The following is a 13854-nucleotide window of genomic DNA, read 5'->3' as shown; positions in this document are numbered from 1 at the left end:
AATTAAAACCCTGGGCCAACGCGAGGTGTCGTTTTCTCAACAGGGGCAGGGGCAGCCGCAGACTTGCCTTTCACGAGAGGGCCTAACCCATCCAGTAAAGCGGGCAGGACTCCCAACGGTTGTTCCCCGGGAGCCTGTTTTGCAGCAAGAGCAGAACGGGAGAGCTGAAAGGTCTCCGCATTGATACCTCGCCAGTCCCGAGGTTGCTTGGGGAGTGGTTTCTCAAAGGCGACCATGCCGGGTGCCAGATCCAGTTCTCTCAGGTCATTTTGCTTCCAGAGTCGTTTCCAACGCTGGGCATCCACGGGAACATCAGCACTCCATGTCCGCACCAGAACATCTGGAGCAGGGCCTAGAGCGGTTTGAAGACTGAACCACTCGACCTTAGATGCCAGCTTGGTCAGCTCAGGAATTTCGATCAGTGCCATGGGTTGTTTTGGCCGGCCAAAGCCTTCTAATCGGCCAAGAATCGACCGCTCAAAATAGAGTCTGACACGGCCACCATCCCACATGGGGTCGTTGGCATCGACTGTTCGCGTAATCGGGGGATAGCGAAAATCGTCGGTGGATCCAAACAAACGTGTAATGCTTTCGCCAGCCAGCAGTGTGGACTGCCTGACATCTACCTGATGCCAATCCTTGCCAGATGAAGGGGCCGGTTCAATCTGTACTGTGGAGACACCACTGAGCACGCCAGACTGCTGCAGAAGGAGAGACGACTGAATCCCTGTGATCGAAGCGAAGCGGCCGGGCGATTGCGCTATCGACTGCATGAACGCCGCACCAAGTTCCCCTTTCCCGCTCCCTTCAATGTGCAGGACATCGCGTGGTTGCCAATCGTCGGTCATGCCGCCGTCAATCTCGACGTTGCGGCAGATCAGTGTGCCCCTTCTGGCGAAAAAATAAGCAGACGGAGCCGGACGAGAGGAGCCAACGCCTCGGAAAGTCGCATGTCGGATTTCCAGCGAGCCTCCGTCAATCTCGATTAACGCGCGCTTATCGCCTGAAGGTTTGGGCTGGAGGATCAGCGGAGCTTTATCGCTGGGGCGTGTGAATGTGAGAATTAACTGACGATTCTTCAAGACAACGGGAGTCATGGGGCGAATCCCGAAGCCACTGATTTCCAGATGTCCATTTTGAGGCAAATCAGTTCTTGAAAGAAGTTGCCCCAGGTCATTCCCATAATTTGCCAGATCTAACTGGGTGGGCTTGGGATCTGGCCGCTGATCCAGTTGCTGGCGAAGTCCTTGAATGGGGGCCAGTCCTCGTAACCAACCGCGATCAGACATCGCCGGTACGGAAAGCAGCGACATATCACAACCAAGAACCGAGCCATCTTTGGGATGAGGAAGATTGGGCAAAGAGGCTGTCTCGAGCCACGCCGTTGTCCATTGATCCGCAGGCTGGTTTTCCAGGTCGGCTTCTGGCCAGGGCAATGTCTGAACGGAACCCTGAAAGTCTGTGGAAAAGAAGCGCCGCCAGGTTCCTGAATCGTTCACTTGCAGGCCATTTGCATCTCCAGATTCATAGAGCTTCGATAGCCCTTGTGTGAGCACCTGCTGGCATTCCACGGTCATCCCGATCAGACGTGAATCTTCCAGCTTTCGATTGGGATTTTGTGGCCAGCGCAAGGCCTGAATCATGGCGCTGTTTTTACGATCGCCGGGGTTTCCGAAAATACTGTCTGCCAGGCCGATCCAAAGACCTGAGATGGCCGTCGGTGAGGCGGGGGAGGCGACATCAATCGCGGCGCCACCTGTCACGGCTGTGACATGACGAAGTTCCAGTGCCCGCTGGATGATCGAAGGAGCTTCTATCTGACCTGAGGTGCTTAATGTCGAATTCTCGTTATTGACAACAATCAGCGGGGAATTCAGTGATAGCAGTGCTGACTGGCGGATCACGGCATGCCAGGACTCCCCCGAAAGAGTCAGTCCTGTGAGATTCGTCCCACGAGTGATGGTGGATTCGATCAGGCATTCACCACCACGTTCAAAAGTGGCACCTTTCGCGGAACTCTTCCAGGAAATTGCACCAAGATGGGGCGAACGGGATGACGATTGATTTGTGACTGAGTCGGGAGTTGTTGAAGAATCGGTGTTATTGTTCGCCGCCTGATTCTCAGGGGAAAGAGCGGTCAATGAACATCGCGTCACGGCCAGACGAGGGGCCGACACTTCAATCAGTGAGCGTAAGGAGGAACGATTGGAGGCGGAATCGATCATCCAGTGGATCTGGTCGATTTTGACCATTTCGGCGTTGAGACTTAAGCCGATGGTCTCTGCGCGAGTTGCTTCAATCCCTGCTTGAGATGTGGCTCCGGCGCGTGATCCCGTGGCACTACCCGGCGCGACAGGTCGGACAAACTGGACGGTGGCTGGCCCGTCATCGCCCATGATCAGAAAGCGATTGGTGCGGATTTCCAAACCCATTGGCAAGTCATGTCGTTCTTTGGATGACAAACGAATGACAGCACCGGCTGGTGTGACCTTTCGTAGAGCTTCATGGAGGGTTTTTGCCGTTCCTGCCCCTTTGGCATTCGCCGAAACCGTAATCACCGGTAAACCTGTGATCGAAAACGGTTCAAGCACCCATCGTGGCAGTGTTTCTAATTGAGGAATCGCAGCTACGGGAGTTGCCGGGGAGTTTCCAGGAGCATTCTGAATGACTGGCGGCTTTGTCGTGGCCACTGCCGAAGGATCAGTGCTGTTGTTACCGGAAGGCGTGGTTGTTTCACCTGCCGAAGGATTCATCGCGTTACCGTCCGATGGCGCGCCATTAATCTGGACGACACCATCGGCTGGAGTACCCGCTTCAGGGGCAAACGGGGAGTCACTCCGGGCGATGCTCCCATTGCTGGGGCCGAACCCCAGGTTCCCACCAAATTCTGCAATGGTTTTGCCAAACCAGAAGACTAAACCCAGACCAACAATCACACCCAATGGAACCAGTAGTTTTTTCACATCAAATGAGACAACGGCCTCATCAGCAGGAGCGGTGGCTGGTTGTCGGCGAGGGGGCAATGTCGATTGCCGGCCGGTTTCAGTGACAGTTCGTGTGCCGCCACTGGCCCCTTTGGTCTCGCCTCCCGTTCCTTTGGCATCGCCACTGGTGTTGCTGACGCGCTGCCGGCTTGATGAACTTGCTGCCGCGACTGCTAATTCATCAGATTCACGTTCTTTCGCAACTTCACGGGCAATTTCTTCTGCCGCGCTGGTGCGTTTTATTGCGGGAGAATTGAGATCGTCGAGCAGATCTGCCGGTGTCTGATACCGATCGGCAGGCTTTTTGGACATCATTCTCTGAATGACTGCCACAAATCCTTCCGGAATTTCCGGATTCAAATCACGAGGATCCGGGATCGGTTGCGTGGCATGCGCGTGCAGCTTGTTCGTTACGGCGCCAGCAGGATAAGGAGCCTGCCCCGTGAGCATGTGATACCACGTGCATCCCAGCGAATAGATATCACTTCGGGTATCGGCCAGCTTACTGTTGCGGGCTTGTTCCGGCGCCATGTAATCAACAGTTCCGACCGTCGTACCTGCCCGCGTGATATTTGTTTCCAGCGTTTCATCGATGGAGCGGGCCAACCCCAGGTCTGTCAATTTGACGACCCCATCCCGACGGATCATCAGATTGGATGGCTTGATATCGCGGTGAACGATGTTTTTTTCATGCGCATGCTGGAGCGCCTGTGCAGTTTGCTTGATGATCTCCCAGGATCTGCGTGGCGAGATTCTGCCTCGCTTTTGAATCAGATCAAACACATCTGGCCCGTCGACAAACTCCATCGCGATGTAAAGCAGCCCTTCGAGTTCACCGCTGTCATAGACCGTGACGATGTTGTCATGCCGCAGCTGGGCGGCAGCCTGCGCTTCGGCGCGAAATCGCTTTACAAGAATGGGATTCTGCGCTTTGTCTTCGGGCAGAATCTTGATGGCGGCCAGCCGTTTAAGCTCAGTGTCTTTTGCCAGAAAGACAGTGCCCATGCCTCCCTGGCCCAACTTCCGTTCAATTTTGTAGCGACCAAGCTCTTTCAGATGATCTAAACGTTCGCGGGCCGAGTAAATCGGGATCGCGATCGGTGTCGCATCTTTGGGCGACATCTCGGCAGAATTTGGCGGAGACGCTGGTTTATCGCCGGACATGACTCGTCCAGAGGAGAAAAAAGGAGGATAGCGGGATGTGAATGACCCCGATGAATCCACCTGTCAAATCAGATGAAAGACAGTTTTGTTGGCATTCATTCATCAGTCTGTTCTACTTGGCGGTTTGAAACAAGCTCCTCATCTCAGGAAGTCTTGAATCAGGCGGGACAGCAAATATTTTTGTCGCAGAAAACACACATGATCCCGAGGGTTCTCTGGGTAAAAAAGAACCTTAAGAAATCGTTGGCAAGTCTCAGTAACAAGAGATGATCCAGCCGGGTTCCCACTGCGTTCACCTTCTCAATCGCCGGAAACACACTCTTTTTTTGGTGTTATTTTTCTCACGGGACATTTGTGAGTGTCACTCGGAGAGAGGCTGCCCCTCAGCGAAAGAGGAGTTCTTCTGAATGGGCCGGCTGGAATACTTGAGCCAATTTTCCCGTGAGATGCAAAAAAACGGAAAGACAGGTCTCTTCCCAAGGGCATTCCCTACGTCTGCTGCAATCTCCCAAGATGTTGCGGCTGCTAAAATGACGCCGTAATTCTTGATTGTGCCAATACTTACATTTCTTGAGATTGTGGCTGCCGTGTTGATTTGTGAAAATTGGCCGAGAGTCACTTCGTGTTGCGATTCGGCAACGTATGCTGGTAGCACAGAGGCTTCGTGGGCGTCGCTATCGATATTTGCGAGGAGTAGACAAAGTGAGACACTACTGGCTGGTCCTTGGTCTTGTTGTCGCTATCGCACCGGCGTATCAGCCTGCGATTGCTCAGAATCTGCCGACCGATCTTGGTCTCCCGCTTGCCATTGAGCAGTTGGCGATTGCCCAGGTGCCAGCAGGTCTTTCGGCTTCGGGACAGTTCTATAACCGCGAAATTAAAGACGAGGCTGGCACTCATAAATACAGCGTCTTTTTGCCCAAAGGCTATAATCCCAGCCAACGCTACCCGACAGTCCTCTTTCTTCATGGAGCGGGAGAGTTAGGGAACGATGGGCTGCGCCAGTTGACTGTGGGTCTGGGGCCTGTGGTGGCTTCCCGTCGCGACACATTTCCGATGATTGTCGTCTTTCCCCAGAGTGATGATGACTCGGGACGCCTGACCGGAGGCTGGCTGGCAGGAACCCCCAGTGCTGAACGTGCCATGGCGATCTTGAATGCTGCCAGCAAAGACTTTGCGATTGATCCCAAGAAGGTGACATTGGCCGGTTGGTCGATGGGTGGCTTTGGTGCCTGGTCGCTGGCAGAAAAGTACCCGGAAAAGTTTCAGGGGTTGCTCGCCGTTTCTGCGGGAGGAGATCCTGCTCAGGTCGGTTCGTTGAAAAAGCTGCCGGTCTGGGCGTTGCATGGTGCTAAGGACAAGCTTGTGCCGCTCGCCAGTGGCAAAGCGTTGGCCGACGCCTTAAACGCGGATGGTGGTGACGCCACGTTCACAGAACTTCCCGATTCAGGGCATGACCTGACCAACGAAGTTTTTAATAATGAGACGGTTCTTGCCTGGCTTCAGAATCCTGCGTCGAAGCCGGTGTATGCTCCGACGACTAAAGCGGCTCAGGCCCGTCTGGTGGCTACGCAGGCCGCTCGTCCTTTTGTCCCCGCGATTGAAATCCCTCAGGCACTTTCGGTTCGCCTGGGGAATCATGTCCTGGATAGTATTGGAGCCACGGCCCCTCAACTGGTGGGCAACAACGGCATGATCGTGGGCCGGATCCGCGATCTATTCGATTCGACGACCGCTTCCGGGCGACAGTTCAGCGTCCAGTTTTCTAACCTCAGCTATAGCGGGCGGTTAGAGCGTGCCGTCATTCAAGGGGTGGCACCGGAACGACTGCGAATTCAGCTGGCCCTGAGAAACATGGCGCTGACGATTGGTGGGACGTATATCACTGGTGCCCGTCATTCGGCCCAGGCCAGTCCCATTGGAATTTACATCGGCTACAATCGCCCCGAATGGCTGACTGTCGATGTTCGCCCTTTCATTGAAAATGGCCGCATTCGTTTTCAGCCCTTAAACGTTTTCTTCAGTATTGCTCCTGACAACTGGGCGATCTCTCAGCCCGGCAACGTCACCGCTCGCGGATTTGGTCTGACTGAAGAGATGGTTCGCGAAAACCTGATGAGTGGTCTGTATCGCAGCCGGGGACGAATTGAAAACGAAGTCCGTGGTGCGGCTCCTACGATCATTGCCGAATTGGAAAACCAACTGAATCTCAACTCTTTTGGTGATGCCAGTGCTCTGGTTTCTTCGGCATGGCCACTCCCTACGGCTGCTCCTCAAGTCCGGTTGTTGCCTCAGGAAATTAGCACTGATGCTCAGGGGATTTCACTGGTGATGGCGGTTCAGGCCGCCTCGTTGGATCCACTGGCCAAACCAAAGACAATTCAGAAGGAAGCCAGCGGCGAATTAACCGCGGCAAAGATCGAAATGTCTCCTGACCTGCGAGTCAGTGTTTCACCCAAGGTGCTTGGGCCGCTGACGCAGCTCGCCATTGACGCGGGTCTGTCACGGGTCAACGTGCTGGATACACCGGAACCCTCTTTTGCCAAGCTGGCTGATCAGGAATTTCTCAAAACCATCATGCCGGATCTGGCCCGCCTCCCCGCCGGTTGGGAAGCCAATACAGAGTTTGTGCTAACGGAACCGATTCAACTGGTGACTGCGGGGAAGATCGAGGGAGCTTTGGAACCCTCGGATTCAGTCTCGCCCCCGTTGCTGTTAAAGATCAATCACGCCTTGTTGAAAGTCTCGACAAGGCCAGGATCGACCGGGAAATTCCAGCCCGTGGCGCAGTTTGATCTCCAGATCGCCATGCCTGTGCAGGTCATTCTGAACGATCTCCCCAATGGAACGACAACGCTTACTTTAAGCTATCCGGGCATGTCGACCGTCAAAGCTGAAGGAACATTCGCCAGCAGCTATCAACCGGAAAACAAGGACATTGATAACGCCTTGCTGGCGGATCAACTCTCCTCCTCCTGGACGAAATGGATTTCCACTGGTGACGGTTCCGCCACCATGGTTCCAAAGATGCAATTGGGTCTGGCCAGCTATCAACTTCGCAAAGTGAGTGCCTCTGACCAGGAGATTTCCGGTACGCTCGAGATGCCAAGCATTCGCATCGCGAATAAAGCGGCTATCCCCTTCACTTATGAAACCAAAGCACCCACAGGGCCATGGGGCGGCCCCTTCACTCTGAAGCCAGGCGAGACTCATCGCTACCGCATTCCCTATCCGTTGACCTATCGCAGCCTGGTCGACTCGAAATATGAAACGTACACCCTGGGAACCGGTTCACGGTCGGAGTATCGCGAGCCTCGCGGCGGTGGCCAACCTCGACTGTTTGAAGCCGCAAAGTAACCCCGTGCATCTGTGGTATGCCTTCAACTCCGGGCTTTCGTGCCATGCTCACGGCTCAAAGCCGCAAGCATGGCACGAAAGCAGTTCAGATTGGGAATAAGTCGCGCTGAATTCTGTTGGGATGGATGTCAAATCAGCGTTCGATCGATCAGCGTTCGATCGATCATGGGCTTTAAGTCGGTGCCTCGAATGGGTGACATCTCAATTTGTGTGGCCTTCAAATCACGAAGCGCCCATTCCAACGGAGCCAGTCGTTCATCTCCGATGAGAATCAGGCTGGCCTGAGGATGCCGTCGCCGCAGATCTTCCATCAAAAGGAGGCATCGTTCCGGGCGGTTGCGAAGATCGACAATGGCACATCGGACGCTTTTCTCGAAGTCAGCCGGCTCGGTCATTGTGGCTGGCCGATCATCAGAGAGACCTTTCCCACGCGATTCTTTTCCAGCAAGAATTATGATCGGGCTTCCTGCGTATTGACGCTTCAGCTCCGGGAGAAACCATGGTTTCGGTTCGTACACCAAAACATGTGTCATTTCTCATTCCTCTCGTTTTTAAGACCGTCTGAAGATTGTCATCGCGGGATGTCAGCCGAGAAACTCGTTTCTGGCTCTGTCTGACAATAGCCAAGACTTGCTGTGCATGGCAAAATCACGCCAGTCGATTGACGCATCGATTTCTAAAGACTTCTCCAGACACGGTGACTTCCCCTGACACGAGAGAGAGAAGACCGCGTGGTCAGCTACGTTGTCATTCAGCGCAATCCTCACTCAGGCACGCGCCGCAGATCACATCATATCCTGGAATTGATCCAGGGGCTGAAAGCAGCGGGTCTGATTCCACGTCTGTTTTCAAGCCGTGCGCGACTGGATGCTTTCGTGGAGGCACATACAGGAACATCTTCCCTGCGGGCGATGGTCGCCGCAGGGGGTGACGGAACGGTTGATGATCTCCTGAATCGCCATCCAGAAATTCCGCTGGCGATATTGCCATTGGGAACCGAAAACCTGCTGGCCAAGTATCTGGGATTTCGTCGAGATGGCACATGGCTGTCACAGCAAATTGCCCGTGGAGCCGTTCGCCAGATGGATTTAGCCCGGGCGAATGGCCGGCTGTTCTGCACTGTGGCCAGCATTGGATTTGATGCCTCAATCGTGCATGACGTGCATGCCAACCGTGCCGGACATGCCAACCGCTGGAGTTATTTTTTTGCATTTCTCAGGCATCTGTTTTCCTATCGTCTGACGCCGCTGCTGGTCACAGTCCAGACACGAGAAGGAACGCAGACGTTTCCTGCGACACAGGTTTTCATCAGCAATGTGCCCCAATATGCGATGCAATTACCGGTCGGGAGGGGCGGAGACGAGGCGGATGGTCTGCTGGAAGTTCAAATCATGAACCTGCCCCATCTGCCGGCGTTACTCTGGGCGCTGGCCTGGCTGTTTCTTGGGCGCAACTCAGGTGTTCGGCGACAAGCGACAGATGTCATGGTCACGGTTCAATCATCCCAATCGCCTTCAATTGCATTGGCAACGAATAAAAAAAACGACCAGGTTGCCGCGGAAGTTGATGGAGATCCCGCAGAAACCACGCCTGTCCACCTGACCATATTGCCCCAGGCACTTACGATGATTGAAACTCGTGCTGCCGTCAATCAGCCCCAGACTTCCCATTCTTTACTTCGGTTGCAACAGGGAACTGGCCAGAACCTTTCCATTGAAGTTCCGGCTCACTCGCTATCGCCTGCACCTCCTTCGTTATAGATTCTCCCCGTTGTTGCGATTTAATTCTCAAGAGCAGCTTTATACAGGCAAGGATGCAAGGTATGTCAAAACCTGTGAACAACCCGATTTCGATCGGTTCGTACCGCTGTGGCAAAGGTCAGCCACTCCTGTTCGTGATTGGGCCTTGCGTGATTGAAACGCAGGATTTGATTGATCGCGTCTCAGGAACACTGGCCGAACTGGTCGCCAAAAAAAACCTGCAGATCGTCTTCAAATCCAGTTTTGATAAAGCCAATCGCACCAGCGGCGACAGTTTCCGTGGCCCTGGTTTGAAAAACGGTCTGGAGATTCTGGCCCGCGTCAAAGAAAAGACGGGTTTGCCAATCACAACCGATCTGCATGAACCTTCCCACGCGATTCCCGCAGCGGAGGTTTGTGACATTTTGCAGATTCCGGCTTTTCTGGCTCGTCAGACGGATTTAGTGGAAGCTGCTGCTCAGGCTGCCGCTATTCGCGCACGGGTTATCAATGTGAAGAAGCCCCAGTTTGTGGCGCCTGAAGATATGATCCATGCGGTCAATAAGTGCCGGTCGGTCGGTTGCGACAACGTGATTCTTACTGATCGGGGAACGATGTTCGGGTATGGGCGACTTGTCAATGACTTTCGCTGTGTGCCGGTCATGCAGGACTTTGGTGTCCCGGTCATGTTCGACGCGACGCATAGCGTGCAGATGCCCGGAGGGAGCACGACAGGCGGGAAAAGAGAGCTGGTGCCGTTCCTGGCCCGCGCCGCTGTGGCGTGTGGAGTGGATGCCGTCTTTATGGAGACGCATACGAACCCGAATGAAGCACTCAGCGATGGCCCCAATCAGGTCTTTCTCTCGGAACTCCCCGGCATTATCGATCAACTGGTTCGTATGAGAGAGTTGACTTTGGAACTCACCTCGGCCTGATAATGCCTGACACAGCCAGTGATGCCTTTTAGAAACGCCCTGTCAGCCTGGCAAGATCTGTACGCACAGAGACTGTGTGTGAGATCTCCAGGCTTAGCCCATGGCTTCGAGTGCGCTCAGCGAGATTTCCGAATCATCCATGACCGGCATGGTGCTAAGCCCTTTGGGTTCCAGCCGCCAGAGTCCGTCTGGCTGTTGTTCAAAGAACTGACGGAACCACAACATGCTCTGCACATTGGGCTGAGGATTGAGCAGATAAAACTGCACTTTCCGTTTTTCAAACCAGTCAAAGAGCATTCCAAAGAAGCCGCTGGGGATGTACTTCACAAAAGTCATATCCACAGCGATGTCGCGGTCGCGATCGCGTTCGATGATCTGAGTCAGACCTTCCCGCAGGAGTGCGAGGTCGGCCCCGTCCCAGATTTCCATTTCACCGATATGCAGCAGGGTATGTCCGGCTTGCGATTCGATTCGCATCCGTTTGAAGAAGCGCTCAACCTTCATGGTGGCGTCGTCCGTCACGTGTCCCGCCTTGCGTATTCGTTCATTTGAGCGAGCAATCATGGAATTTCCTGAACAGCAAACGTTGGGCCAGAACAACACAAGACACCAATTGCCAACAAAAATGTCGCTGGCATGCAACTTTAGCATTGGAATTGAGGCGTGTCGGAAAACACTGCATTTGTTGCGTGTTGAATTTGCCGAACAGATTGTTGTGACAGGCAAACAGCCGCACTTAATCGCTCGAAGTGTTCCTCTCTGTATTTACGGCTTATTCCGCAAAACTGTTGGGGACTGCGAAATTGATTCAGATCGCATAAACTCTTTAAGCAGGTCATCTCTCAGGCAATGATCTGCCAATCGGCTTACGATGAAATCGCTGAGGATCAGCGGGTGGGTCGATGGGCCGGGAGGAATCCTAAACGTCTGAAGTATCAGGGAGATCGTGATGCCGCGCGGCCAACGTCTTACGGATTCCAACCCGGAATTTTCCCGCAGGCTGGCGTCACTGACAATGGAGCAAGCGCAGGAGCTTCTGGGGCCGGCCGGAGAACAGCTTCTCAAAGAAATTGCGGGAGAGACCCTCGATAGCGAACAGGCTTATCTCACTGATGGTCTTTATCGGGTCATGCTGCCTTACAAACGCAGTGACGGAAAAAACTCCCGTCGTAAGGTCGTGGTGGCGCTCAGGCCCGATCGTCGGCAGCCGCTGGGGATCAGCCTGACCTGCACAGCCTGTAGTGATGGCTGTGCTCATCAGGCCCTGGCATTGAACCATTTACTGACACATAAAGTGGAACTGGGATTGGAGGCTCCCTCCGCCGATACGGTCGTGCAGGTTGTTCCCGAATTGAGTGAGGATGAACTTCAAACGCGTGCCATCGCCGATCGCAAGGAGCGTGCTCGTGTTGAATCCATGGAAATCCGGGCCTTGCAACCTCAGTCGATCTGGAGTGATTACCTTGTCACCAGCAAGAAAAGCAGCCGCACCTACCGGGTGGCCTTGCGAGGGATGGAACCCGGTGACTCTTATTGCAACTGTCCCGATTTTCGCACCAATACGTTGGGACTCTGCAAGCATCTGTTGCGGGTGCAGGATCACGTCAAAAGAGTTTTCAAGGCCGAAGAGCGTACGCTCCGGTTTGTGCCGGAGGAAATTGCTGTCCATCTGGTCTATGGGGAGCAAATCGAAGTCCGTCTGTTGATCCCAACGGGATTGCCGCCAGAACTCGACACGTTATTAGAACCTTACCGAGGGAAACCTGTGGCTGATTTGAGCCATCTGGTTCAGACGCTGGCCAAAATTCGTGTGGCCAATGTTCCCTTCGTCATCTTTCCAGACGCTGAAGAATATTTGCAACAATGCTTTGATCGTCGCCGCATGGAAACGATCACGGATTCGATTCGCACTGCCGCGGAAACTCATCCCTGGTGCGAGGAATTGCTGTCATCCCCGCTGCTACCTTATCAACTGGAAGGAGCGGCGTTTCTGGCATGCGCGGGCCGGGCGATCCTCGCAGATGAAATGGGATTGGGCAAAACGGTTCAGGCTTTGGCCGCGATTGAAATTCTGTTTCGAGAGCTGGAGATTTCCAAAGTTCTGGTGGTCTGTCCTGCTTCTGTCAAAGCTCAATGGCGCAATGAAATTCAACGCTTCACCCCTCATGAAGTGCAAGTGGTGGGTGGCACTGCCGAATTGCGGAGTGAGCAGTATGGCCAGGCGATGTTCACAATTTGCAACTATGAGCAAGTCTTAAGAGATCATGCGGCTATCTCATCGCACCGCTGGGATGTTGTCCTGCTTGATGAAGGGCAACGGATCAAGAACTGGGAAACTCGCACGTCGCAGGTGATTAAAAGTTTGCGATCCCGCTTCGCCTTTGTGCTGACCGGAACCCCGCTGGAAAACCGGCTGGATGATCTTTATTCGATCATGCAGTTTATTGATGGCCGTCGGCTTTCCCCGGCATTCCGCTTCTTCTCACGTCACAAAATGATCGACCAGAAGGGGCGCTTTGTTGGCTATCGGAACCTCGATGAACTTCGTGAGCGGCTTTCCCCCGTTCTGCTGCGGCGCACTCGCCTACAGGTTCGCCAGCAGTTACCACCCTGCCGCGTTGACCAGATTCTCATTGCTCCCACGCCACAGCAGCGGCAGGTTCACGCCCGGCATCTGGCGCAGGTCTCGCGGATTGCCCGCAAACCCCATCTCCATGAACTTGATCTCATGCTGCTCAGGAAGGAATTGCTCTATTGCCGTCTGGCGGCCGATAGTCCGGAACTGGTTGATGATCAGGTGGTTGGAGAATCTTCCAAGCTGGATCGGCTGGCGGAAATGTTCGACGAGATGTTTGAAGGACATTTTGAAAAGGCGATTGTCTTTTCCGAATGGACACGCATGCTTGACTTGATTGAACCGCTGCTGGATACCCGCCAGTTGCCGTATGTCCGAATTGATGGCAGTGTTCCTCAGCGGGAACGAGCGGCAATCATCACTCAGTTTGAAGATGACCCTGGCACGCGGTTGCTTCTGGCAACAAACGCGGCAGCGACTGGTTTGAATCTTCAAGCCGCAACGATTGTGGTGAATGTTGATCTTCCCTGGAACCCGGCTGTCCTGGCACAGCGGATTGCGCGTGCCCATCGCATGGGGCAAGATAAGCCGGTGCAGGTGTATGTTCTGGTGACAGAAGAGACGTTTGAAGAGCGCCTGCTGAAAACGCTGGATGATAAAGAACAGCTCGCGCGCGCTGCGCTGGATGAAAACGCTGAAATCAATGAAGTCTGGCTGACATCATCAGCTGACTCTCTTCGCCGGGAAATCCAGAGTCTTCTGGAAGATGAGCCTGCCAACGAAACCCGGCAAGGCACGGGGCAACAGGCACCGTTTGGTTCGATGGTGGAAAGTGCCACCTCAGCCCAAATTTTAGCGATTCGTCGCCGCTTGCAGCATTATCTGGAAAAAGATTCACAAGGCCGTTGGCAGCTGAGAATCCCGCTGGCCAGTGATCAGGCACTGGATGAACTTGCGACGACATTCCAGCAATGGGTGGGAGAAGCCGTGGAGTAATACGCTTTCCAGAAACCAACTGCGAGTTGAAGGATGCATCCCCTTGCGGCCCCTTGCGTCCCCTTGCGGGGTTTGGGCCTATCGGCCGGGACGTGGGCAAAGAT

General features: G+C 54.1%; 7 protein-coding genes. 4 read left to right on the top strand and 3 right to left on the bottom strand.

Features of this window, described 5'->3' with window-relative positions:
• Nucleotides 1-2: 2 nt before the first annotated feature.
• Entirely contained in the window at nucleotides 3-4148 is a 4146-nt protein-coding gene (locus tag SH287x_RS00185; RefSeq protein ID WP_479516378.1) for a serine/threonine-protein kinase, read from the bottom strand.
• Between the two features lie 702 nt (nucleotides 4149-4850).
• Between SH287x_RS00185 and SH287x_RS00180 the strand changes: the two genes are divergently transcribed.
• Nucleotides 4851-7505, top strand: coding sequence for a carboxylesterase family protein (locus SH287x_RS00180; protein WP_479516377.1), 2655 nt, complete (start codon nucleotides 4851-4853; stop codon nucleotides 7503-7505).
• 128 nt (nucleotides 7506-7633) lie between these two features.
• On the opposite strand, the gene SH287x_RS00175 is transcribed toward SH287x_RS00180, so the two are convergent.
• Nucleotides 7634-8038 carry a hypothetical protein gene (locus SH287x_RS00175; RefSeq protein WP_479516376.1) on the bottom strand — a complete coding sequence of 135 codons (405 nt, stop codon included), beginning with the start codon at nucleotides 8036-8038 and terminating at the stop codon, nucleotides 7634-7636.
• Nucleotides 8039-8236: 198 nt separating this feature from the next.
• Here SH287x_RS00175 and SH287x_RS00170 point away from each other — a divergent pair, with 198 nt between their 5' ends.
• A complete protein-coding gene (locus tag SH287x_RS00170; RefSeq protein WP_479516375.1) occupies nucleotides 8237-9265 on the top strand; it encodes a diacylglycerol/lipid kinase family protein in 1029 nt (342 codons plus the stop codon).
• A 62-nt stretch (nucleotides 9266-9327) separates the two neighbouring features.
• On the top strand, nucleotides 9328-10179 hold the full coding sequence (kdsA, locus tag SH287x_RS00165) for a 3-deoxy-8-phosphooctulonate synthase (RefSeq protein WP_479516374.1): 852 nt from the start codon (nucleotides 9328-9330) through the stop codon (nucleotides 10177-10179).
• Nucleotides 10180-10272: 93 nt separating this feature from the next.
• On the opposite strand, the gene SH287x_RS00160 is transcribed toward kdsA, so the two are convergent.
• Nucleotides 10273-10743: an STAS domain-containing protein gene (locus SH287x_RS00160; RefSeq protein ID WP_479516373.1), complete on the bottom strand. Its 471-nt coding sequence runs from the start codon at nucleotides 10741-10743 to the stop codon at nucleotides 10273-10275.
• 385 nt (nucleotides 10744-11128) lie between these two features.
• Here SH287x_RS00160 and SH287x_RS00155 point away from each other — a divergent pair, with 385 nt between their 5' ends.
• A complete protein-coding gene (locus SH287x_RS00155; RefSeq protein WP_479516372.1) occupies nucleotides 11129-13750 on the top strand; it encodes a DEAD/DEAH box helicase in 2622 nt (873 codons plus the stop codon).
• The last annotated feature ends 104 nt before the right edge of the window (nucleotides 13751-13854 follow it).

This window comes from Planctopirus sp. SH287 (assembly GCF_056500625.1).
This window is presented reverse-complemented; position numbering and strand designations above follow the sequence as displayed.